Raw genomic sequence first — 22,540 nt, forward strand, 5'->3', positions numbered from 1 at the left:
ATGGTTCGTTATACTCTGCTCTTGGGTTTGCTTTTGGTATGCGTCGCCGGCGCGGTTGCGAACGCGGCCTCGAGCTCAAGCACGCCGATGATCGAGCGCGGTAAGTACCTCGTCAGGTTCGGCGCCTGCAACGATTGCCACACGCCGGGGTGGCGGGAGACGTTTGGTAAGGTGCCGGTTTCAAAATGGTTGATCGGATCGAACGTCGGTTTTCGCGGACCGTGGGGAACGATCTATCCGGCCAACGTACGACAACGCTTCACTCAAATCACCGAAGACGAGTGGCTTGCGATGGTTCGTACGCGCGAAGGTCCGGCACCGATGATCTGGCACGATCTGCGCGTGCTCTCGCTCAACGACCAGCGCGCAATCTATCGTTTCGTGCGTAGCTTAGGCAGCGCGGGTCCGCCGACGCTACAGGACGTGCCGGCGCAAGTCGAACCGAAGACGCCGTATATTACGACGGTGCAGCCGACGAAGTAAGTCCGCTTCCGCGAGCTTCCGCTGCACGCGATTTCAAGAGAAATGTCAGCGTCAGCGTCACGATTGCAACCATCGCGAGCGTTACGTAGAGGTCGACGTAACCCGCCGGGCCCGGATGGCTTCCTGCGATCCCGCCTGCAAGTCCGGCGCCGACGATCTGTCCGATGATCAGGAATATCGAAAGCAGCCCGACAGCTGTCGCGCGCTGTGTGTCGTCGACTTCGCGCGTCACGATGTAGCGCGTCGGTGCGCCGAGCAGCGCGCCGAAACCGATTCCGGCAACCACCATCGACAAAATCGCGCCGAGCAAACTCTGCATCGAGAACGCGAACAGCAAAAGGCCGGCGCTCGTGACCAACGTTCCGAGCGCGAGAACTGCACGGCTCCCGATTGCATCGAGCGCGCGCCCAGCACTTGGAATCACGAGTACGAACATGAAGGCACCGATGGCGGCGATGGCGCCGGCCATGACGAGCGAGATGCCTTGCGCGGCCACGAGCGCGGCCGGGATGAAGAACAAGCCGCCTTCGAGCGCGCCGATCAAGATTTCGAGACCGTAGGTGATCATGATTTGCCGGTTGCGGAGAAGCGAGGGTGCGATCACCGGTTGTGCGGCGCGGCGTTCGACCGGAACCAGCGCGAGAAAGCAAACGACGGCAAGCGCGATCGAAAACGCGGCGGGTGCATTTGCCGTTGCAACCCTTGCGTCAAGCTGCAAGAGTCCGGTCATCGTCGCGAGCAAACCCACGCCCAGGAGCACGATGCCGGTTGCATCGAGCGGACCGCGTACCGCCGGTGCAATGGCGGGAACGTAACGCTGCGCGAGCACGATCACGATAAGCGCAAGCGGGATGTTGGCTACAAAGATCCAGTGCCAGGAAAAAAAGTGCGAGATCGTTCCACCGACGAGTGGTCCGATGATTGCCGCAAGTCCCCACGTCGCCGCGACGAGGCCGAGCGCAGCGCCACGGCGCTCGGGCGCGATGCGATCGGCGATCGCAGCCGTCGCAACGGGAAAGATCCCGCCCGCGCCCGCGGCTTGAATCGCGCGCGCAATCAAAAAGACATCGAAGCTGGGAGCGACGATCGCAAGAATGCTGCCGGCGCCGAAAATCGAGACGCACAATATGTAGATCGAACGCCGTCCATAGCGATCCGCGAGCTGCGTCATGATCGGGATGGCGACGACGTTTGCGAGCAGGTAAAGCGTGAAGACCCATGCGAGCTGGCGTGCGCCGATGCCGAACGTCGCGCCGAGTGCCGGGAGCGCCGGCGAGAGTACGCCGAGATCGAGCGCGCCTGCGAAGACGCCGAGCCCGAGCGTTAGCAGGAGCGGTCTATGCGAGGATTCGATCGATCACCATGGCTGCGCAGATCAGCGCCAAGTAAAGCAACGAGAATTTGAACAGACTACGTGCCCACCGTCGAGTTTCGTCCTGCGTGAGCTTGATCGCATCGTACACGAAGATGGCACCCAGGATCGTCGCGCAAATGCCGTAGATCGCGCCCATTACGTGCAGATCGACGAGCGTGAGTGACACCGCGACCAGGACGAGCGTATAGAGCATGATCTCGCGCTTCGTTCGCGTGACGCCGTAAACGTTTGCGAACATCGGTACGCCCGCGCGATCGTAGTCGGCGTTCGTAATCAACGAAAGCGCCCAAAAATGCGGCGGCGTCCACAAGAAGATGATCGCGAACAAACCCAGCGCCGGGAGTCCGATTTGATGCGTTACCGCAGCCCAGCCGACGAGCGGCGGAACGGCGCCGGCAGCGCCGCCGATCACGATGTTCTGCGGCGTACGGCGCTTGAGCCACACGGTGTAAACCAGAACGTAATAGAGATTACCGGCGAGCGAGAGCGCGGCGGCGAGCCAACCGGCGAATACGAAGAGAATTCCAATCCCGGTGATTCCCGCGAGCGTCGCAGCAACGAGCGCATTGCGCACCGAGATGCGGCCGGTTACGACCGGCCGCAACATCGTTCGCCGCATGACGCGATCGATGTCGCGATCGATGACGCAGTTGAAAGCGCCGGCCGAGGCTGCCGAAAGCGCGCCGCCCATCAGCGTCCAGAACAGTAATTCCGGCGACGGCATGCCATGCGCCGCCATCAGCATGGCCGCGGCCGTCGTGACCAACAGCAGATAGACGATACGCGGCTTGCCGAGCTCGTAGTAATCGAGAAGCACGCCGCGCCAACCGGCGGCGTATTGTTTTGCTGCGACCGCGCTGCCGTCGACGCGAGAGAGCGTGTTCATGCGGTTTCGAGCGGTGCGCGGACCGCTGCAACCTTCGCGCGGACCGGCGCCACGTCTAAAACGCGTGAGGCAACCGCGCAAACACTCACGACGAAGAAGGCGGTCGCATTGATGGCGTGCGCTTCACGCAAAAGCGTCGGAAGTCCAAAGGCGACGTTTGCAAGCCCGAGCATGATTTGCACGATCAACAGCGCAAAGGCGCCGAAGACGATGTTGCGCGTTCGTGCCGGCGCAGCAATGGACGCCCACGCCGTCACAAGCGTGCCAAGGATAAACGTCGTTCCCGCGATCGCTCGGTGAATCGTCATCGCAAGCGGTCCGTGCAACGTCGCCAACATCGATCCGGCATCCATCGTGCAATAGCCGAACAGAACGAGAGCACCGAGTGTCCAGGTCAAACCGTCGGCCTTTTGAGTGCGCGCGATTCCGATTTGCGGCTCGACGATTGAAAGAATTGCAAGCACGACGAGAAACGCCAGAAGCGCCATACCCGTCGCCCAGTGAATCGCAACCGAGGGCGGATTATTTGCCAGGCGGACTGTGAGCGCACCCAAGATCACTTGTACGAAGAAAATCGCGGTCGTCAAGGTCGCAATCGTGCGGACGAACGCAATTCGATTGCGTTCGCGCCATGCTGCGATGAGCGTTGCGACGACAAGTACGGAAAGAATGAGGGCAATCAAGCGGTGCGTCCATTCCAGGACGACGCCACCGCTCAAAACCGGGATGACCGCGCCTCGGCAAAGCGGCCAATCCGGGCAAGTCAGACCAGCGCCGTTAATGCGCACCCAACTGCCAATCACGGCCGCAAGGAATGCGGCCGTAGCAGATGCGAGCGAGAGGGCGCGAAACATCAGGCTAATGCTAGTCTTCTAGCAACGAGAAAGGCAACGACTCCTCGCGGAGGCTCGTCTAGCAGCCGTTGACGGCGCCGACGACGTGATCAGCTGCCTTGGATTCGTCCCCGCTGATCAGGGGAACGCGCGTTTCGAGCCACTTGGCTTCGTCAGTTGCCATTTTATTGTAGACCGGCCGTTGAAAATCAGCATCGGCGAAACTAAACGGAGGCGACTGATCCTGACGATGCTCGACGGTTCGGTACATGTCGGCAGTCGAGTCGCGGCCGGCAATCCGCGCCAGCATGCCCTGCATCTCACCACCGATGTGCCGCTGCCGTTCGATTGCGCCACCGAGTGCATCGGCAAACGACTTGAGCTCTTCTTTGCGCACGGGGTCGGTCGAGTCTCTGGCCAGGGCGCGCAGCTCGATGATTTGTTTCTTGGCGTGTTCCGCGGACATCCGCAAATCGGTCGCGTATTGCTCGAGCTCGCGCAAGCCTTGGATCTTCGTGATGTGGTTGCTCGAATCGAGATCAACGGATCGTAACGCTTGAACGATGACCAATACGGTTTGATCGTTCCGAAGCGCGCTGCTGATCGCGCTATTTGCGCGCGTTGCGATCATCGTGCAGGCTCCAGTCGCATAGACATGACCGATCTCGCGAAGCCCTTCGGTCGAGGCGCTCGGATCGGGTGTCACATCAGGCGACGGCGCTGGCGCTGCAGCAGCGGCAATTGCAACCGCGAGAATGAGCGATACAAGCATCCGGGAGAACCTCGGCTCTTCTAAGGATTACGTGAGTTCTCGGGGGGCAGCCGGGGTATCCTACACCGGGGACCGAAGCGTCGGGCCGATGCGACGGCTGTTAGCACTCGCCTGCGTCGCGCTCTTGTTGGCTGGGTGTCGTGAGGTACGCGTCAAGTCGTACGCGCAGGGGGCAACATCAGTCCTCGGGCCGCCTCAGATATTGATCGTTCACGACGCCAAAGAGCTTGCTGAAACCGGCCTGCAGGCGCCGCTGCGGTATAAACACGAGTTCGGAGTCGTGCTGCTCATGGGGCCGCACAAAGATTCCGGCTATCATCAAGTCATCGAGTCGATTCGCGCCAACGAGGATCGCGTGCGAATCGTGGCCTTCGAAAAAGCCTCGCTTGACCCGGAGCCGACGCGCGAATACCGGACGTACACGCTCTGGATCGTCCCGATTTCCGTTTATCGTCCGGGCTCGGTCGTTGACGTCGTGACCCCCAGCGGTGACCCGATCGCTTCGACGACGCTGAGATAGTGCGTCCACGTATCGAGCTCGACGACGACGTTATCCGCCGTAACGCACGCCGCTGGCGCGAACATGCCGGCGCGCCGGTATGGGCCGTCGTCAAAGCCAACGGCTACGGCTGGGGCGCGGGTCGGCTAATGCGAGTCCTCGAGAACGAGGTCGCCGGGTTCTTTCTTGCCGACGCCGATGAGGCGCGTAAAGTCCGCGGGATCACGCGCCTGCCCGTCGCCCTATTGGCTGAAGCCCCGCTCGATCAGACGGCCGGCCTGCTCGAGGACGGCGTCATCCCGAACGTTGCGTCGCTCGAATCGCTGGCCGCCGTAGCGGGCTGGGCGAGCGGCCGCGGGCGAAGGGCGCGCATACGGGTTGGGATCGTTCCGGCGGCGGGCTGGAGCGGTTTGCTGGCGGACGCCATCGAGCCGTTTGCGCGCGCCGCAGCCGCGCTGCCGGTTGACATCGAGTTGTGGACGCATCTCACGGTGCCGGAGCTCTGGCCGTCGCAAATGGAGCGCTTCAACGCAGCGCGCGAGCGATTCGCCTCCGCGGGCGTCACCATCGCCGGAATTGACGTCTCCGGAAGCCTTGCAGCGGCTGCACGCCCGCACTGCGCCGAGAGTCTGGTGCGGATCGGCATCGGGCTGTTCGGTGCGTTCGGTGAGGGGCTGGAATGCGCGGTTCGGATCGACTCCCCGGTGACGGGAATCTTCCGTTCGGATTCCGTCCCGTCGGCAGGGTATCGCCTCCCTGAACGCGTCAGTAAACCATGGCTGGCGATCGTCCGATCGGGGTACTCGGACGGTTTGTCGTTAAGACTCGCCGGTACCAATGATATTGTCTCGATAGGGATGCAGTATGCGGTCCTGGCGCGAAATGAACCGGAAAGAGTCGGACAGACTCTGCGGCTGCTCGATACGTCGAGCAACTTGTGTATGTTTTTAGAAAATACGGGTGTCACCCCGCATGAGTTCATTGTAGGCTTGAGGCACACGGAAGCGGAGCGCCTTTAGAACATTGATCGAGGAATTCGCAACGCGCGTCGTCACTGACGTCAAGCGCCTAGGGATCGTTATGGAGCCGGACGGATCCGCTCTTGAAATCGAAGGGGTTCTGAATCCCGCACTTACGCGCGGCCGGAACAACGAGCTCATCATGTACGCACGCGTCGTTGCGCGTGGTAACATGTCACGCGTCGGTCTTGCGCGCGGCATCGAAACGAACGGCAAAGTCGAATTCGAACGGCTTGGCTTTGCGCTCGAACCGGAAGCCGATTACGAAGTGCGCAGCGTTCCGGGCGGAATGGGTTGTGAAGATCCGCGCGTGACCTTCGTCCCGGTGCTGGACAAGTACGTGATGACTTACACGGCCTTCGGTCCGGAAGGTCCGCGAGTCGCGCTGGCGCTTTCCGATGACGGCTACAAGTGGACGCGTCTGGGGCGCATGAAGTTCATCGGTGAGCTGATGCCCGTTGGCGACGACAAAGACGCGGTGTTTTTCCCCGAGCCCGTCATCTCGCCGTCCGGCATCAAATCGCTCGCGTTCTATCATCGTCCGATGTTGCACATTAGCTCGATCGATGGTCACGCTGCGATTCCCACGATTTTGGAGATGGATCCGGAAGACCGCGAATGCATTCGCATCGCGTACATTCCGCTCGAGGCTGCGCTAAAGGATCCCCTCAATTTGCTGGTCGCGACCGAAAGTGTCAAAGTCCTGATCCCCGACGGTCATTGGGGCCGCATCAAAAACGGCGGCGGAACGCCTCCGGTACGCACGCCGCATGGTTGGCTCTCGCTCTTTCACGGCGTCGACGCTGTCGAGCACGAGGGCCGCATTACGCTGTGCTACAGCGCTGGGCTCGTGTTGCACGATCTCGATCAACCGCATCGCATTCTGTATCGCTCGCCGGAGCCGGTCCTCTCACCCGATACGGTTGAAGAGCGCACGGGCATCGTCAACAACGTCGTGTTTCCGACGGGCATCGATGCCAAAGGCGACGGCGTCTATGATGTCTACTACGGCGCCGCGGACGCAAAGGTCGCGCGCGCACGCATGGACGTGGAGTTCGGGTCGGTCTGAAGTCATCCCAGCCACCGATGTGGCGTTTCTTCGCAGCCGCGACCGTGCTCGTCGCGGCTTTTGTTTTCGCGGTCACACTGCGCAAGATGTCGCCACCGAACCTGCGTGTCTCTGCGCCTGCGACCGGAACGCCGAGCGCTGCGCGCGCGCAGTCGAATCAGGCTGCCGCGAGATCCACGTCGCTGGGCGGTGATGCACCGTGGGCGCTCTCCGCGCTCCCAGATTGCGCGCGCCAACATTCCGAGGATCACGGCAGCACAGCAAGCGTGCGCGCGAAGATTCCCGCAAGCGCGACCGTTGTCGACGGGACCGTGCACGCGGGACCCTGCACGATTGAAATCGGCGCGCACGGAATTCTCGTGCAGCGTGGTAGCGATCGACTGCGCATCCCGCCGCCGGCTAGCCTCCTTCACTGGGACGACCGTTACTATCTGTACGAAGAAGACAGGAAAGGCGCAGTGCTCCGCGTCTATAGTTTTTTACCGTGAGCTTGGAAACCGAAGTCCAGCGCCGGCGAACGTTTGCGATCATTTCGCATCCCGACGCGGGCAAGACGACGTTGACGGAAAAACTGCTGCTCTACGGCGGTGCGATTCAAACTGCCGGACAAGTTGCGGCGCGCCGTCGTGCGCGTGCGGTCACTTCCGACTGGATGGCGCTCGAACGCGAACGCGGCATCTCGATCACGTCGACGGTGTTGCAATTCCCGTACGAAGGTTACGCCATCAATCTGCTCGACACGCCGGGCCATCAAGATTTCGGTGAGGACACGTATCGCACGCTCTTGGCCGCCGACGCTGCCGTGATGTTGATCGATGCGGCCAAAGGCGTCGAGCCGCAAACACGTAAGCTTTTTGCGATTTGCCGCGCGCGCGGAATTCCGCTGTTCACTTTCATGAACAAGATGGATCGTCCCAGCCGTGATCCGCTCGAGCTGCTCGACGAGCTCGAGTCGATTCTCGGCATCGGTGCGTACGCAATCAATTGGCCGCTGGGTTCGGGCCCGACGTTTCGGGGCGTGTACGATCGCGCGAGCAAGCAAGTCCATCTTTTCGAACGTACGGAGCACGGTGCGAAGCGCGCGCCGGTTGAGGTCAGTGGCCTAGGTGACGAACGCTTGCGCGCGCTCGTCGATGAAACCACGTACCAGCAGTTCCGCGACGAGATCGATTTACTCGAAGGTGCGGGCGAGACATTCGATCGTGGAGCGATGTTAAGCGGCGCGAAGACGCCGGTCTTTTTCGGCAGTGCCGTGACGAACTTCGGCGTTCAGCTGTTTCTGGATGCATTCGTCGACATGGCGCCGCCGCCGGTCGCGCGCCAAGGAGAACGTCTTCCCGGACACGAGCGCGTTTCGGTTGAGCCCGCGACGGACCGCTTCAGCGGCTTCGTCTTCAAGATTCAGGCTAACATGGATCCCCGGCATCGGGATCGCGTCGCGTTCGTCCGCATTACGAGCGGACGCTTCGAACGCGATATGATGGTGCACAATGCGCGCAGCGGAAAGGACGTGCGTCTGACGCGCGCGATGAAACTCTTTGCTGCCGATCGCGAGGTCGTGGATGAAGCCTACGCGGGCGACGTCGTAGGTCTCGCAAATCCCGGCATTTTCGCAATCGGCGATACGCTCTGCACCGGCGATCCTATTGCCCTGGATCCAATTCCGTCGTTCGCGCCGGAGCATTTCGCGCTCGTGCGCAGTCCCGACACGGCGAGTTACAAGTCGTTCCAAAAGGGAATCGAGCAGCTACGAGAAGAGGGCGCGATTCAGGTATTCTTCACCCCCGATCGGACCCGCACCGAACCGATCTTGGCGGCAGTCGGTGAGCTGCAATTCGAGGTGACGAAATACCGGCTCGAAGCCGAATACGGCGTGCGAACCGATTGGTCGCGATTGCCGTTTACCTTTGCGCGGCGTGTCATCGGAAACCGCGAGACTATCGCGTCGGCTCAGATGCCCTCGGCCGCGCGGATCGCAGAAGATGCATCCGGTGAACCGTTGGCGCTATTCGAAAGTGATTGGAGCGTACGTTTGGCCGAAGAATGGAATCCGAGTCTTCGATTTGTCTCGTTTGAAGATTCGTCGCAAGTACAAGGAGAGGTAGCGTGAGCACGAGCGGTCCGACTCCAACTCCCCTCACCGGAACAGTCCGCCGCGGGGGCGGCGGAATCCCGATTTCGAAGCCCGCCGCATGGTTCATCATCGCTGTGCTGCTCGTTGCGATCGTGATTTCAGTGACGACGCGACACGAGAGCAAGCAAGAACGTCTGGTTACGCGGATCATCACCGCGGTCCAGCACAATGACATGACGCCGGTATCCAGTGAATTCGATGCGCAAGCGCGCGAATCGATGACTCACGCCAAGGTCGGCCATCTCGCCGATTTGCTGGCGCCTATGGGCGCGCTCAAGAACGTCGAGGAAACGACTCCCAAAGATGCCGCGCCGCGCGATCACGAATATCTGGCGCATTTCGAAAAAGGCAATTGGCAGGTCAAGATGCCTGTCGACATCGACGGAAAGGCGGAAAGTTTCTACATGCGGCGGGCCGGCGAACAATGAGCGATCCGGCAACGCTTTCGACCGTGACCTTCGATGACATCGCGGCAGCTGCCGCGCGTATCGAAGGCGTGGCGCATCGCACGCCCGTCATCACCTCACGCACGCTCGACAAGTGGACGGGCGCGACGGTCTTCGTCAAGGCCGAAAATTTCCAACGCATGGGCGCTTTCAAATTTCGCGGTGCCTATAACCGGATCTCGCAGCTTACACCGAGCGAGCGCGAAAGAGGCGTCGTCGCATTTTCGAGCGGCAATCACGCGCAAGGCGTGGCGCTCGCCGCGCAGATCCTGAATACTCCGGCGACGATCGTGATGCCGTACAATGCGCCCAAAGCAAAGGTCGCCGCAACGCGTGGCTACGGCGCTGAGATCGTCCAATACGATCGCTTTCGTGAAGATCGTACCGCGATTGCGCGCAAGCTCGCCGAAGAGCGCGGCGCGACGCTCGTCCCGCCGTACGACGACCCGCATATCATTGCGGGACAAGGAACGGCCGCGCTCGAGCTGTTCGCGACATCGGGACCGCTCGACATGTTGCTGGTGCCCACCGGTGGCGGCGGATTGCTGTCCGGTTCGACATTGGCGGCGATCGAAAATTCACCGTCGGTTGAGGTCTTCGGCGTTGAGCCCGAAACCGGCAACGATTGGCAGCAGTCGCTCCAGCGTGGCCAACGCGTGACGATCGACGTTCCGAAGACGATTGCGGACGGCATTCAAACGACAGCGCCCGGCGTGCTGCCGTTTGCGATCTTTCAGCGTTACGGCAAGGGCATCGTTACGGTGAGCGACGACGAACTGCGCACCGCGATGCGTTTCGCCTTCGAGCGTTTGAAGATCGTGATCGAGCCGAGCGGGGCCGCGGGATTGGCAGCGCTGATGCATGCCAAGGTTCAGGCGCGAGGGAAGCGTGTCGGGATCATCATCAGTGGCGGCAACGTGGATCCAGCCACTTTCGCCGACGCCATCGCTTCAGTCGCGTCGAGCTAAATGGGTGCGACCGAGCCTCGCACCCGGTTAGTTACTGTTTGATATTGCCGCAGGCGACGTAGGTCCCAACTTCGTTGGGCGACTTGTGAACGTTGACCGCAAATGGTCCGGAGAGCAGCGACGCTAACGAGACATTTTCGAGCGTCGTCGACGACGAGCCGCCGTCGAGGGTCATCAGTGGATATTTCGGCTTTGGATTGAGTTTCGCGCAGGTTCCATCATGGATGTGAACCGGCTGCTTCGCGGCCGTCGGATTCGTCATGTTGACAGAAACGACGAGGTTCGGACCGCGCTGGAGGAACGTCGCGGTTCCGTATTCGCCGGAACCGTTTTGTGAGCTCAGAACGATCGTGAGATGATCCGGTGCGGAGGACATTTGGGCGAGGACTGTCGCCGGGACGGCGCCGCACAACACCGCCACCGAAGCGAGCATAAGTAAACGCTTCATGGTCGCGGCCGTTCAGTTAAGAGGCGCTCCGCCCCTGGCTCCTAGCGGCCCATTGAGTAAAATTCGGCGTTGGGGCGCATGTCCATCAGTCCGGCCATCCGATTCGAGAAGCCGAAAAACGCGGCGATTGCGGCGATATCCCAAATGTCGTCGTCTGAAAAGCCGAGAGTCCGCAGCGCGTCAATCTCCTCGTCGGTCGCCGCGAACGACGGCTCGTTCACGCGTGAGGCAAACGTCAAGATCGCGCGCAAACGCGGCTCGAGATCGGCAGTCTTCCAATTGTTCGCGATCTGCTCGGCCAGAATCGGATTCTTCCCGATCACGCGCAAAGCCGCGCCATGCGCAGTCATGCAATACTGACAGCGGTTCTCGCCCGAGACCGCGACGACGATCGCCTCGCGTTCGGCGCGCGATAGTCCGCCCTCGCCGCGCATCAACACGTCGTGGTAGTGCATGAATGCACGAAAGTGTTCGGGACGGCGCGAGTACGCGCGAAAGACATTCGGAACGAATCCGATTTTGCCGGAATTCTGATCGTAGATCGCGCGAATGTCATCCGGGAGCTCGTTCTCCGGCATCTCGCCGAATCGTGAGAAACGCTTTTCTGTAATCATTTTAAAGGCGCTCCGCCCCAGGCTCCGCGCCCCCCATGCTTCGCATGGGGTCCCCCAAACGCCGAGCCCATCATCACTGCGGTGGTGCAAACATTCCCCGAGGGGGCTCGTAACAACATTTCTTGTTCTGTCTCCATTCAATCTATCGTGAGACGGCAGTCTTGAGATCCGAAAGGACCGCGCGCGCGGCGCGCCGGCCCGGAAAACCGGTGACGCATCCACCCGGATGCGTTCCCGATCCGCACAAATAGAGTCCGCCAAACGGCGTGCGAACGTTGAAGCGGTCTTCGAAGATCTGACCGGGCAAGAGCTCGCCGTGGAAGATGTGCCCTCCCGAGATGCCGATGCGTGCTTCGATGTCGGCCGGCGAGAGGATATCCCAATCTTCGATGAGGTCGAGCAGGTTCGGTGCGTATTGCCCGAGCGTTTCGATGATCGTGCGTACGACCGCGCGCTTCTCGTTCGCACTCCAGCGAACGGCGGTGCTGTAGGGAAAATACTGGGCGAAAATCGAGAGAATGTGCTTGCCTTGCGGCGCGAGTGAATCGTCGGTCGGGGTTTGCATGAAGCACTCGAGCATCGGTGCGCGCGAGGCGCCGCGACTGCGCGCATCGTCGTGTGCGCGCTGGAGATAGTCGACGTCCGGGGCGACGTGGATCGTCGCTTTGTGGTGCGGCTGCAGATTCGTTCCCGGTCGCGCGGTAAAGTCGGGTAATCCGCCGAGCGCGAGATTGATCTTGAACGACACGCCTTCGGCACGCCAGGCTCGCACGCGCTCGAGAAAGGTGCTTTCGAATTCATTGCTCGCGCACAAATCGAGGAATGTCGTCTTCGGATCGGCGTTCGAGAGAATTGCACGCGCGCCAAACGCGCGTCCGTCCGCACATTGGGCTTCCATCCGTCCGTTGCGTGCGATCCGCGTGACTTCGGCGCCGCTGTGGACGTCGACGCCGGCAGAACGCGCCGCCGAAGCAACGGCGGCGGAAAGTGCGCCCATGCCGCCGCGCACGAATCCCCACGCACCTTGTTCGCCGAGCACGCGTCCCGCGTAATGGTGCGCGAGCACGTACGTCGTCCCCGGGTCGCGCGGGCCTGCATAGGTTCCAATCAATCCGTCCGTTGCGAGTGTCGCTTGCAACAGCGGCGTCTCGACGAATTGCTCGACGTACGCGCTGACCGGAAGATCGAAGAGTTCGCGAGTGGTCGCATCCAGCGCGTCGAGCCGCGGATCATCATCGTCGAGATGATCGAAGAGCTCCGTGCCAAGCGCTTCGGCGCTCTCGGCAAACGCTTCGAAACCGTCGATGTCGGATTCCGAAAAGCGCCCGATCTCCTCCGCGTTCGCCGTCGCATCCGAACCGAGCAGCAGAGACCGGCCGTCGAGCAGCGGCGTGAATGAGGCCGGCTCTTTGCGGTACGCGCTGAATCCGTGCTTCTCGAGCTCGAGCTCCCGTACGATGACCGGATCGAAGAGGCTGCAGACGTACGAGGCGGTCGAGACCGTGTAACCGGGCCAGGTTTCCTCGCAGCGCGCTGCGCCGCCGATCGCGGCCGATTTCTCGAGGACCGCTACCCGCGCGCCGCCTTGGGCAAGGTATGCGGCGGCGACCAGGCCGTTGTGGCCCGCGCCAATGACTATCGCGTCGTACTCAGCCTCGGCCATTGGGGCGCGGTTTGAACGGGGCGCCGATCTTGAACTCGCGGTCGTGCCGTAGGTCTCGATCGACGTCATCGCAGCCAATCGGGGAGAAATCCGCGCAGTCGTGCGGCCGAGCCGGATAGATGCCGCAATAGTACTGGCCGGATTTGGGGCCCATCAGGAATACGCACGCGCTGCCGCTGTCGCTGGGGTCGACTTTCTTGAGCCAGCCGACTGCGTGATCGTCAGGCGCCGGTCGCGCGTTCACATAGCGCTTCATCGTCATCTTGTACGACAGTCCCAGATGCTTTGCAATCCGTTCGACGTCAGCTTTGCTGACGAATGGTTCGTACGACTTACAACACTCAGCGCATCCGGGTGGACACGAAACGTTATCGGGCAGATCACGCAGATGTTCGCGCGCAAGCTCGACGAGACGTCCGATCGCTGCGACGAATTCCGGATCGTCGTTGTATTTGTACACCCACTCCTTGTGCGTAATTTCATTCGCGTTGTATTTGCGAACGGTCTTTTCGTTGAACGTGATCGTGACGTGTTCTTCATCGATGTCGATCGAACTGAATTGACGTAACCCCTCGAGATCCAAGAGCTCGATTTTGGTAGGCTGCTTTGTCTCGCGCGTGAACGTCGAAAGCTCGCGACGTGCACGTAGGGTGATGAGATCGATTGTCTCCATAGCTCCACGGCCTTACGCTTCGTGCGCAATGCGAACCTTTGGACAACGGGAGGGGCCGCGATTGACCGGGGGAAGGGGGTACGAAGACGTGGTGGCGGCACAACGTACGGACGCGGATCGTGTCCTCAACGCGAGCATCTCTCTTGCCCTGGACAAGCTCGTCCAGCAAGGCGAGTTCTACCCGTTCGGTGTTGCAATAACGCGTGAAGGGCAGATTGCAGTGCTCACCACGCAAGAAATGGCGCGTCCGACGAGCGACGCATTTCTGGGCGCGCTGCACGATGCGCTGAGCGATGGTGCGCGCTCGGGAAGCTTCAGAGCCACCGCCATCGTTGCCGACTTCTCGTTTGAGCGGACGCGGCAAACCGGCGAGCACGATGCGGTTCGCGTTGCGGTCGAAAGCGCGGACGGCGAGGCAATGACGTGCTATCTCCCCTACACGCTCGTTACGCCGGGCGGCACGCGCGACGTACGTCCCGGTCAACCGTTTGCGCAACGGGGCGAGCGGAGCATCTTCACGTAGGGAGTACGTGCTACGGGCCGAAGCGCGAAAAACGTGAAAGCAATCGGAGTTGACCTCGGCGGGTCACACGTCATGGCGGCGGTCGTCGAAGACGACGGCTCGATTCGCAGCAAACACGAGATCGACGTCAACGATCGCTCCTTCGACAACGTCATGAAGCTTCTCGAGACGGCGATTGGGGGTGCGCTGAGCGACGCAGGTTCGAACGTCGTCGGAATCGGCATAGGCTCTCCCGGGAATATCGACCCGGACAGCGGCACGATCCGCTACTCGCCGAACTTCGGATGGAAGGATGTCCCGCTCGGGCCGAGGCTGCGCGAGCGCTTCGGCATCCCCGTCTTCGTTGGAAACGACGCGCGCTGCGCGACGCTGGGTGAATACACGTACGGCGTCGGACGCGGGACGCAAGATTTCGTTCTGATCACGCTCGGTACGGGGATCGGTGGCGGAATCGTCGCCGACGGCAATCTCGTTCTCGGGCACGCGTGGGGCGCCGGCGAAGTCGGGCACCATCAGATTCGCCCGACCGACGGGTTCGTGTGCAGCTGCACCAAGATCGGCTGCTTTGAGGCGCAGGCCTCAGGAACCGGACTTATCCGTCACGCGATGGCGCTCGTTCCGTCCTTTCCACGCAGCACGCTGCTTGCGGGCGCGCCCTCCGATCTCGGTTCGAAACGGATCCGCAAGGCCGCGCAGGCCGGGGACCAGCATGCGGTTGCGTCCTGGAAAAACTATGTCTCGGACTTGGCGCTCGGCGTTGCGAACATCGTTGCGTTCATCAATCCCGAGGTCATCGCGCTCGGCGGCGGCGTCAGCAAAGCGGAAGAGTTCTTACTCGATGCCGTTCGGCCGCTCGTCGACGATCTCGTAACGATGGCGCCGCGCGGTTCGACGCGCATTTGCATCGCACAATTCGAGAACGATGCTGGTGCGCTTGGAGCGGCGACGATGGCGATGCGCGGTGGATTGACGACGGGCAAAGTCGCCTAGGTGAGGGGCTTCGTCCTCGGTGTCGCGCTGGCGCTCGTCGTCGAAGCGCTAGCGATCTATTTGGTCGTGCAGAACGGGTGGATCGATCCGCGCGCCGACGACGGCTACATGCCGATGGAGAAGTGGGCGTCGCGCGCCGTTCCGCGCGCGATTCGCAACGACAGCCAACATCTTGCGAGCCCGATCGAAGCGACAAGCGACAATCTCGTCGCGGGCGCGAAACTTTATGGTGCGAATTGCGCGGTTTGTCATGGCGCCTCCGACGCCAAAGAGTCGAACGTCGCGAAAGGCCTGTATATCAAGGCGCCTCAGCTCGCTAAGGATGGCGTCGAAGACGATCCCGTCGGCCAAACGTATTTCAAGATTGCACACGGCTACCGCATGACGCCGATGCCGGCGTTCAGCAAATCATTGGATGACACGCAAGTTTGGCAGTTGGCGCTGTTCTTGAAAAACATGGACAAGCTTCCACCCATCGCGGAAGCCGAATTCAAGAAGATTCCGTCACAAGCGGCGCGCTAAGCTTCTTCGAACGGTCCCTCGACTACGGCGCTCTGCGAGCGCCTACGCTCGGGATGACAAAATGAAGCGCCTTAGGGCGCGTTGGCTCCCGCGTCGAGGCCGAGCGCGACCATCATGCGCACGCCGTATTGCAGTGCGCCCTCGTCGATGTCGAAGCGTTCGTGATGATGCGGGAACGATGACCGTTCACTGCCGCGGCAACCGACTTGGAAGAAACATGCCGGCACGCGTTGCGCGAAGAACGAAAAGTCTTCGGCGCCCATCAGCTTCGGGAACGATGTCACATGCTCGGAGCCGAGCGCGTTCTCGGCTACGACGCGTGCGTACGCGGTTTGAACCGGGTCATTCTCGGTGACCGGGTACCGCCACAGATAATCGAAATCGTACGTCGCGCCTGAAGAAGCGCAGACACCCGCGAGGACGCGTTCGATGCGCTCTTTCATGGCCTTGCGAACTTCGGGGTCGAACGCGCGCACGGTACCTTTGAGCTTCGCGCTCGTCGGAATCACGTTGTACGTGGTTCCCGCATGAAACGCGCCGATCGTCACGACCGCGGGTTCAATGGGATCTATCACGCGGCTGACGACTTGCTGTAAGCTGACGACAAAATTCGAGGCCACGAAGATCGGATCGATCGAGAGATGCGGCGCCGCGCCGTGCCCGCCTTTACCGTGAATCGCAATGTCGATCGAATCGCTCGATGCATAGAGCGGTCCAGGCGTGAAGCCGACCATCCCGACCGGATGCTTCGATGCGAGATGTAAACCGTAAGCCCGCTCGATGCCGTATTCCTCGAGGATCCCGGCTTCGACCATCGCGCGCGCACCGCCAAGGCCTTCTTCGGCGGGCTGAAAACACAAGACGACCGTTCCCGGAATCTCCGCACGCTTCTGCGCGAGAATTTGCGCAGCTCCGAGCAGCATCGCGACGTGTCCGTCGTGTCCGCAGGCGTGCATCGTGCCTTCCGATTGCGAACGATAATCGGTTTCATTGAGCTCCAAAATCGGGAGCCCGTCCATGTCGGCGCGCAGCATGATCGTCTTGCCGGGCCGTCCGCCCTTGATGACGCCGAGCACACCGGTCTGCGCGATGCGTTCGTGAACTTCGATTCCGAGCTCGCGCAATTTTGCGGCCACGATTCCGCTGGTGCGGACTTCCTTGAACCCAAGCTCGGGATGCGCGTGAAGATCCCGTCGCGTGGCGACGACGAAGTCGAGCAATCCGCTCGGAAGATCGATCACGCTCATGCGCTTAGGAGACGGCTGCGAAAGGCGTGATCGTGGGCAAGCCCGCGTAGGCCGTTTGAGCGATCAGCTCGGCGATACGCCGCGACGCACCACGCGGTGCAAGCTCGGATTGGCGGCGGCACATCTGCTCGCGCAGCGACGGATTGTCGACGATACGGCGCACCGCTTTCACGACGCCCGGCGTCGTGAGCGCCACGAGACCGATACCATTGGAACGCACATACTGCAGATTACCCCGTTCTTGTCCGGGGATGTAATCGTAGATAACGACCGGCAGCTCGGAGACGCTTGCTTCCGCGATTGCACCGGGGCCGGCTTTCGTTACGAGCAGGTCGCTCGCGCGCATCAGCTCCGGAACGTCGTCGCGGAAACCAAGCGCAGTAATCGGCGTAGGCAACGACGGCGCGATATCGTCGAGCCGGCGCTGCAGCGGCGCGTTGCGTCCGCACACGACGATGAGATGCAACGGCATTCCTGATTTCGCAAGTGCGAGCGTTGTCGGATAAAGCTTACCGCCGCCTTCGCCGCCCGCCATCAACAGCGCGACGGTTGCATCTTGCGGAATCCCCAACCGCTCGCGAATCGCCGACTTGCCGGCGGTGACATCTTCAAACTTCGGATGAACCGGATGTCCGAGGCGGAAGAGCCGGTCGCGCGGGATGCCGCGCTCGAGCGCGCGCTGCAAAACTTCCTGCGCCGGGACGACGACCGCGTCGACGCGCGGACTCAGCCACGATTCGTGCACGCGCCCGAGATCGGTGACGACCGTAATGATCGGAACGTGCAAGTGCGCATCCGCGCGTGCGCGCGATGATGCGTGATTCAGCAAGGGATGGACCGAGACGATGACGTCGGGACGATACGACAGGAAGACGTCGCGCAAGCGTTCGCGATACAGCGGCTCACAGACACGCACCAGCGAACGGAAACGGCGCCGTCCGTTCGTGGCATAAAAAAGCGCCCCGTAGACTGGGGGCGCAAAACGAAGCGCTGCGCTATACGCGGGGCCGAGTTGCGAAAGCGGGAACCCGCAGTGATTGCCGATGTCCTCGATTCGCCATTCGAAGGGGTCGCCCGTTTTGATCTCGTCTAAGGCGGCGCCAATCGCCAGTGCACCCGCACGATGGCCACCACCCGTATCGGAGATCAAAAGCAGAACGCGTTTGGACATCTACCCCCTCTGAGCTTACCCCCGTCCGGGACTTGGCATCGGACCTTTGCGCCGGACGGCAGTACGTCCCGTTTGGCGCCTGACGGCGGTTCGCAATGCAGCTCGTCGACGACGTGTACCCCGGCTGAAGGCTCGCATGAAGGCGATGAACGCTCGGGCAGGCGCATCGTAAAACCGGAAAATGTCGCCGAACTCGATTTCGGGATTTCGGTGATGCCCGTCGTGGTCCTCGGGCAGGACGATTTGGAGGGCTCTTGCGACCGGTACGGCCCAGGCGGGCGTCTTCCAGCCCAAATCCGAGGTATGCCGCCACCAAACGTGCAGCTGTCCGAGGATCAGGCCGATGACGGCGCCGACCGGCGAGAGCGGCCAGCACAGCACCGCGAGCGCGAGGTACGGAAGCGCACCCAGAAGGCCGTCGAGCAAGACGGCCGGATCGCGTGAGAGCACCGCATGATCCCAGTATGACCGGCGCCGGTCGTGATGCGTCCGTAGATGCAGCTTGAACCAGACATGTTGCGGGACGTGATAGAAGAACGTCGATGCAAAGTCGCCGATTACTAAGACGATCACGAGGCTGAGAATCGTCGTCATGCTACAACCCGCCGATTACCGGTGATCAAGAGGGCTCCTTCGTACAGAGCGGTGCTTATGGGCGCATGTCTGCTCGCAGCTGGGTGCGCGCCTTCCGAGCCCACGATATCTCATTCCGAACTGTCCCAGAGTGTCAGTCTGCCTGCGGTCCGGGATGCTGTTCTGTCCTGGCATATTCCCCAGGGCGTTCCGGTGTTTCGCGGAGCACGACTGCTGGCCGACGCGCCGAGGCCCGCGAGCGCTGCAGTTGCCCTTACAAAGTCTATCATCCGAAGCAACCCTCGGTTAAGCCCCCTGGATGCGCTCCGTCTTGCAATTTTATCGGAGAGGTCGGCACGCCGCTTCGGACTGAATCAAGACTTCTTCGGCGCGACGATTTTGCAAGAGAGTGGCTTCGATCCATTTGCAATATCATCGGCCGGCGCGCTGGGAATCGCACAGTTCATGCTGGAGACCGCGGACGCGGTTGCGATCGATCCGCTCGACCCGCGCGACGCGCTTGCCGGTTCTGCACAACTCCTGGCGACATATGTCGCACGCTATCGCTTGCGTTTCGTGCACGCGGATCCGTACGCGCTTGCACTCGCCGCGTACAACGCCGGCCCGCTTGCCGTTTCACATTATGAAGGGGTGCCGCCCTATCCTGAGACGCGTGATTATATTGGAGACATATACGAGCGTATCGCCCGTATCGTTAGCGACCAACACCGGCCGCGAGCAGTGGTAGCGGCCGTTTCCCCGTCCCAACATCGTAAGTAGCGCTTGCGAGCGCATCCAGCGGATCGATCACCGGCAGCGCCGCATTCGTAACATTCGCAAAAGCAACCGACAGCTCGGTGCAGCCTGCAATTGCGCACACGGTGCCCGGCGTTTTCGTAAGCGCTTGTTTCGCGAGCGTAACGGCGCGCTCATCGACGCGCGTTCCCGTCGACTTGATGCCGAAATCGTTATCGAAGATCGCGCGCATGACGTCGGCTTGCTCAGGTGAATCGACATCGAACTCGACCGCTTCGAATCCGGCCTCGCGTAAGCGCGTGCGGTAGAGTCCGGTTTGGAGCGTTCCGCTCGTTGCGAGGACGAGCATGCGTGAACCGGGTGCAAATCTGCGCGCAAGTTCCTCCGTGGTGACGTCGATCAAGTCCAGCCACGGCAGAGGAACGAGCGCCATCACATCGTCGCGTAATGCGTGCGCAGTATTGCACGGAACCGCGGCAAAATCGGCGCCCGCTGCAACCAGCCGTCGCGCTGCCCCCGCGATCCGTTCGACCGCTTCACGCGTATCGTTTGCGAGCAACGCGACGGTGCGCTCCGGTACCTCGGTGGCATTGAAGAGCACCCACGCGAGATAATCCTGATCGGCGCGCGCACCGCGGCGCGCACCTTCGGCTAAGAGACGCTGCTCGAACTCAACGTGCGCTGCCGGCCCGAGGCCGCCGATGATTCCGGGTAGGCGGACTTGCTGCTTCACGAAATGAACGTTCGACGCGCATGAACCGCGTCTTTCGCCGGCTCTTCATGACGATGCCGCTCGAACGAGCGCGGACCGAAACTCAAGGTGTCACGCTGCGCCGCGTGTTGGGCAAACCGGGCTTGATCGGCATTGGCCTGGGAACGATGCTGGGCGGAATCTTCACGACGATCGGCGCCGGCGCGAACGCTGCGGGGCCGGGCGTGATCGGCTCGTTCGTCCTCTCGGGACTGGCGTGCTTGTTCGTCGCGCTCTGCTACTCGGAGCTTGCGTGCATGGTCCCCGTCGCGGGCAGCGCGTACACGTACGCGTACGCGACGCTGGGTGAGATCGTCGCGTGGATCATCGGCTGGGATCTGATCCTCGAGTACGGGATCAGCGCGGCGCCCGTGGCGTCGTCGTGGTCGTCGTACGCTCAAAACGTCCTCGGCGGTTTCGGAGTCACGTTGCCGGTATGGGCACGTACCGCGCATCTTTCATCCGGCGGTTCGAGCGTCGACGTGTTAGCGTTTGCGATCGTGCTCGGAATCTCGATTTTGCTCGCGATTGGCATCAAAGAATCGTCGTCGACGAATAGCGCGATGGTGTGGCTGCAAATCGGCGCAATCGTCGTCTTCGTTTTGGCCTGCATCGGAGCGATCCGCGGACAGCTCTTCATTCCGTTCGCGCCGCTTGGCGTAAAAGGGATCGTTACGTCTGCGGCGCTCGTGTTCTTCGCGTACATTGGTTTCGATACCGTGACGGTCGCCTCTGAGGAGTGCCGCGAGCCGGCACGCGATTTGCCCTTCGGAATCATCGGGTCACTCGTCGTCGGGGTGATTCTCTATCTTGCGATCGCCGTCGTGTGCGTTGGGCTCGTCCCGTGGAAGACGATCGACGCCGGCTCGGGGATGCTCGATGCGGCGCGACACGCGGGCGGGAATCCGATCGTCCTCGCGGCGGTCGCGGCCGGCGCGATTGCCGGAACGACGACGGTCATCTTGACGTCGCTGCTGGGTCAGGCCCGCATTTTTTTCGTCATGTCGCGCGATGGGCTATTACCGCCGATCGTCGCAAAGCTTCACCCGCGCACGCGCACGCCGGTGTTCACGACGATGACGACCGGTATCATCGTCGCGATCATGGCGGCTGCGATTCCGCTCGACGTGTTGCTCGCGCTCGTCAACATTGGGACGCTCTCGGCCTTTGCGATCGTCTGCGTCGGCGTCGGCGTCCTGCGAGTAACGCAGCCGAATGCGAACCGGCCATTCCGTGCGCCGTTCGGAATGGCGGTCGCAATTCTCGGTGCGCTGTTGTGCACCGCTCTTGCACTGTTCGGCTTAGGCGGCGATACGTGGCTGCGCTTTATCGTGTGGTTCGCGGTAGGCGCGGTGATCTACGCGGTGTACGGCTATCGGCGCTCAACGCTGGCCCGCACTACCACAACGACGCCTTAAGAAATTCCTGAACGCGCGACCACGCGTCCCCCAGATCGGGATTGTCTAGCTCTTTCGAGGACTGACGGAAGAAGCCGTGACCTTCATCCGGATAGACTTTGAGCGTGAAGCGTTTCTTGTGCGCGCGTAAGCCGCTCTCGATACGCTCGACTTCGTCGGGCGGAATGCCCTGATCTTTGCCGCCATAGCACATCAGCAGCGGCGCTTTCACGCGCTCGGCTTCCTCGATCAACGGCGCCCCGCCGCTCATCAGCGGTTTGCCGACTTGACCGCCGTAGAAAACGATGCCGCCCGATATTCCGCGTAACATCGAGCTGAAGAATGCCATCGATCCGCCGAAGCAAAAACCCCAGGTCGCGATGCGGTTGAAGCGCACGAAATCCTGAGCATTCAGCCAGTCCATAGCGGCGTTGAGGTCCGATTCGATAGTTTGACGTGTGACTTTTGAGGCAGCCCCGCGGCCTTTGGCGACGCCTTCATCGTCATAGGCACAGTTGAGCTCGGGGTCGGTCCGGTGATAGTAGTTGATCGCAAGGCCGACGTAGCCGGCCGATGCAACGAGGTCGGTGATGCGGCGCATCTCGGTGTTCACGCCGAAGATCTCTTGCAGGACGATCACGGCGGGGGCCGGTGCAACCGATTCCGGGCGAGAGAGGTAAGAAGGCATCATCGAGCCCTCGAGGGGGATCGATAAGTTGCTGGTGCGC

The 22,540-nt window shown here is 61.6% G+C and carries 26 protein-coding genes; 13 read left to right on the forward strand and 13 right to left on the reverse strand.

Features of this window, described 5'->3' with window-relative positions; translation table 11 throughout:
• On the forward strand, positions 1 to 483 hold the full coding sequence (locus tag VGG22_10745) for a hypothetical protein (GenBank protein HEY1728842.1): 483 nt from the start codon (positions 1 to 3) through the stop codon (positions 481 to 483).
• Here VGG22_10745 and VGG22_10750 read toward each other — a convergent pair.
• The 4 genes from VGG22_10750 to VGG22_10765 are packed head-to-tail and all read right to left on the reverse strand — an operon-like array spanning position 458 to position 4,349.
• Positions 458 to 1,837 carry an MFS transporter gene (locus tag VGG22_10750; protein ID HEY1728843.1) on the reverse strand — a complete coding sequence of 460 codons (1,380 nt, stop codon included), beginning with the start codon at positions 1,835 to 1,837 and terminating at the stop codon, positions 458 to 460. The two genes, VGG22_10745 and VGG22_10750, sit on opposite strands and share 26 nt — an antisense overlap.
• Positions 1,821 to 2,744 carry a heme o synthase gene (locus VGG22_10755; GenBank protein HEY1728844.1) on the reverse strand — a complete coding sequence of 308 codons (924 nt, stop codon included), beginning with the start codon at positions 2,742 to 2,744 and terminating at the stop codon, positions 1,821 to 1,823. The genes VGG22_10750 and VGG22_10755 overlap by 17 nt, the downstream gene beginning before the upstream one ends.
• Positions 2,741 to 3,598 carry a COX15/CtaA family protein gene (locus VGG22_10760; GenBank protein ID HEY1728845.1) on the reverse strand — a complete coding sequence of 286 codons (858 nt, stop codon included), beginning with the start codon at positions 3,596 to 3,598 and terminating at the stop codon, positions 2,741 to 2,743. Before VGG22_10760 ends, VGG22_10755 begins: the two co-directional genes overlap by 4 nt.
• 58 nt (positions 3,599 to 3,656) lie before the next feature.
• On the reverse strand, positions 3,657 to 4,349 hold the full coding sequence (locus VGG22_10765) for a hypothetical protein (protein ID HEY1728846.1): 693 nt from the start codon (positions 4,347 to 4,349) through the stop codon (positions 3,657 to 3,659).
• An 88-nt stretch (positions 4,350 to 4,437) separates the two neighbouring features.
• On the opposite strand from VGG22_10765, the gene VGG22_10770 reads away from it, so the two are divergent.
• Genes VGG22_10770 through VGG22_10800 form a run of 7 tightly spaced genes read left to right on the forward strand, consistent with a single transcriptional unit; the run spans position 4,438 to position 10,484 of the window.
• Entirely contained in the window at positions 4,438 to 4,869 is a 432-nt protein-coding gene (locus tag VGG22_10770) for a hypothetical protein (GenBank protein HEY1728847.1), read from the forward strand.
• A complete protein-coding gene (locus tag VGG22_10775) occupies positions 4,869 to 5,867 on the forward strand; it encodes an alanine racemase (GenBank protein ID HEY1728848.1) in 999 nt (332 codons plus the stop codon). Before VGG22_10770 ends, VGG22_10775 begins: the two co-directional genes overlap by 1 nt.
• Positions 5,868 to 5,871: 4 nt before the next feature.
• Positions 5,872 to 6,936, forward strand: a complete 1,065-nt coding sequence (locus VGG22_10780; GenBank protein HEY1728849.1) for a hypothetical protein — start codon at positions 5,872 to 5,874, stop codon at positions 6,934 to 6,936.
• A gap of 17 nt (positions 6,937 to 6,953) precedes the next feature.
• Positions 6,954 to 7,424: a hypothetical protein gene (locus VGG22_10785; protein HEY1728850.1), complete on the forward strand. Its 471-nt coding sequence runs from the start codon at positions 6,954 to 6,956 to the stop codon at positions 7,422 to 7,424.
• Complete coding sequence (locus VGG22_10790; GenBank protein ID HEY1728851.1) at positions 7,421 to 9,046, forward strand: peptide chain release factor 3; 1,626 nt, start codon at positions 7,421 to 7,423, stop codon at positions 9,044 to 9,046. Before VGG22_10785 ends, VGG22_10790 begins: the two co-directional genes overlap by 4 nt.
• A complete protein-coding gene (locus tag VGG22_10795) occupies positions 9,043 to 9,498 on the forward strand; it encodes a hypothetical protein (GenBank protein ID HEY1728852.1) in 456 nt (151 codons plus the stop codon). Before VGG22_10790 ends, VGG22_10795 begins: the two co-directional genes overlap by 4 nt.
• Positions 9,495 to 10,484 carry a threo-3-hydroxy-L-aspartate ammonia-lyase gene (locus tag VGG22_10800; protein HEY1728853.1) on the forward strand — a complete coding sequence of 330 codons (990 nt, stop codon included), beginning with the start codon at positions 9,495 to 9,497 and terminating at the stop codon, positions 10,482 to 10,484. The genes VGG22_10795 and VGG22_10800 overlap by 4 nt, the downstream gene beginning before the upstream one ends.
• A gap of 31 nt (positions 10,485 to 10,515) precedes the next feature.
• On the opposite strand, the gene VGG22_10805 is transcribed toward VGG22_10800, so the two are convergent.
• The 4 genes from VGG22_10805 to VGG22_10820 all read right to left on the reverse strand — a co-directional run bounded on the left by VGG22_10805 (position 10,516) and on the right by VGG22_10820 (position 13,882).
• The gene (locus tag VGG22_10805) at positions 10,516 to 10,932 is read right to left on the reverse strand and encodes a hypothetical protein (GenBank protein ID HEY1728854.1); all 417 of its coding nucleotides are present in this window, start codon (positions 10,930 to 10,932) and stop codon (positions 10,516 to 10,518) included.
• A gap of 41 nt (positions 10,933 to 10,973) precedes the next feature.
• Positions 10,974 to 11,546: a peroxidase-related enzyme gene (locus VGG22_10810; GenBank protein ID HEY1728855.1), complete on the reverse strand. Its 573-nt coding sequence runs from the start codon at positions 11,544 to 11,546 to the stop codon at positions 10,974 to 10,976.
• A 142-nt stretch (positions 11,547 to 11,688) separates the two neighbouring features.
• Positions 11,689 to 13,209 (reverse strand): NAD(P)/FAD-dependent oxidoreductase, encoded by a 1,521-nt coding sequence (locus tag VGG22_10815; protein ID HEY1728856.1) that lies wholly within the window; start codon positions 13,207 to 13,209, stop codon positions 11,689 to 11,691.
• On the reverse strand, positions 13,196 to 13,882 hold the full coding sequence (locus tag VGG22_10820; protein HEY1728857.1) for a YkgJ family cysteine cluster protein: 687 nt from the start codon (positions 13,880 to 13,882) through the stop codon (positions 13,196 to 13,198). The genes VGG22_10815 and VGG22_10820 overlap by 14 nt, the downstream gene beginning before the upstream one ends.
• 91 nt (positions 13,883 to 13,973) lie before the next feature.
• Here VGG22_10820 and VGG22_10825 point away from each other — a divergent pair, with 91 nt between their 5' ends.
• From VGG22_10825 to VGG22_10835, 3 genes are read left to right on the forward strand one after another with little or no spacing between them, the layout of a single operon-like run.
• Positions 13,974 to 14,405 (forward strand): hypothetical protein, encoded by a 432-nt coding sequence (locus VGG22_10825; protein ID HEY1728858.1) that lies wholly within the window; start codon positions 13,974 to 13,976, stop codon positions 14,403 to 14,405.
• A 33-nt stretch (positions 14,406 to 14,438) separates the two neighbouring features.
• On the forward strand, positions 14,439 to 15,395 hold the full coding sequence (locus tag VGG22_10830; protein ID HEY1728859.1) for an ROK family protein: 957 nt from the start codon (positions 14,439 to 14,441) through the stop codon (positions 15,393 to 15,395).
• Positions 15,396 to 15,917 (forward strand): cytochrome c, encoded by a 522-nt coding sequence (locus VGG22_10835; GenBank protein HEY1728860.1) that lies wholly within the window; start codon positions 15,396 to 15,398, stop codon positions 15,915 to 15,917. It abuts the gene before it with no gap.
• 71 nt (positions 15,918 to 15,988) lie between these two features.
• Here VGG22_10835 and VGG22_10840 read toward each other — a convergent pair whose 3' ends face one another.
• Genes VGG22_10840 through VGG22_10850 form a run of 3 tightly spaced genes read right to left on the reverse strand, consistent with a single transcriptional unit; the run spans position 15,989 to position 18,929 of the window.
• Positions 15,989 to 17,158 (reverse strand): amidohydrolase, encoded by a 1,170-nt coding sequence (locus VGG22_10840; protein HEY1728861.1) that lies wholly within the window; start codon positions 17,156 to 17,158, stop codon positions 15,989 to 15,991.
• Positions 17,159 to 17,168: 10 nt separating this feature from the next.
• Complete coding sequence (locus tag VGG22_10845; protein ID HEY1728862.1) at positions 17,169 to 18,335, reverse strand: glycosyltransferase; 1,167 nt, start codon at positions 18,333 to 18,335, stop codon at positions 17,169 to 17,171.
• Positions 18,336 to 18,350: 15 nt separating this feature from the next.
• Positions 18,351 to 18,929, reverse strand: a complete 579-nt coding sequence (locus tag VGG22_10850; protein ID HEY1728863.1) for a hypothetical protein — start codon at positions 18,927 to 18,929, stop codon at positions 18,351 to 18,353.
• 57 nt (positions 18,930 to 18,986) lie between these two features.
• On the opposite strand from VGG22_10850, the gene VGG22_10855 reads away from it, so the two are divergent.
• Positions 18,987 to 19,688, forward strand: coding sequence for a transglycosylase SLT domain-containing protein (locus VGG22_10855; protein HEY1728864.1), 702 nt, complete (start codon positions 18,987 to 18,989; stop codon positions 19,686 to 19,688).
• Here the strand turns inward: VGG22_10855 and VGG22_10860 are convergent.
• Positions 19,624 to 20,397 carry an amino acid racemase gene (locus tag VGG22_10860; GenBank protein ID HEY1728865.1) on the reverse strand — a complete coding sequence of 258 codons (774 nt, stop codon included), beginning with the start codon at positions 20,395 to 20,397 and terminating at the stop codon, positions 19,624 to 19,626. The two genes, VGG22_10855 and VGG22_10860, sit on opposite strands and share 65 nt — an antisense overlap.
• Before the next feature lie 20 nt (positions 20,398 to 20,417).
• On the opposite strand from VGG22_10860, the gene VGG22_10865 reads away from it, so the two are divergent.
• Positions 20,418 to 21,833 carry an amino acid permease gene (locus VGG22_10865; GenBank protein HEY1728866.1) on the forward strand — a complete coding sequence of 472 codons (1,416 nt, stop codon included), beginning with the start codon at positions 20,418 to 20,420 and terminating at the stop codon, positions 21,831 to 21,833.
• Here the strand turns inward: VGG22_10865 and VGG22_10870 are convergent.
• Entirely contained in the window at positions 21,814 to 22,503 is a 690-nt protein-coding gene (locus tag VGG22_10870) for a dienelactone hydrolase family protein (GenBank protein HEY1728867.1), read from the reverse strand. The two genes, VGG22_10865 and VGG22_10870, sit on opposite strands and share 20 nt — an antisense overlap.
• Between the last annotated feature and the right edge of the window lie 37 nt (positions 22,504 to 22,540).

The sequence above is a fragment of the Candidatus Baltobacteraceae bacterium genome (assembly GCA_036489885.1).
In the GTDB taxonomy this organism is placed as follows: Bacteria; Vulcanimicrobiota; Vulcanimicrobiia; order Vulcanimicrobiales; family Vulcanimicrobiaceae; genus JAFAMS01.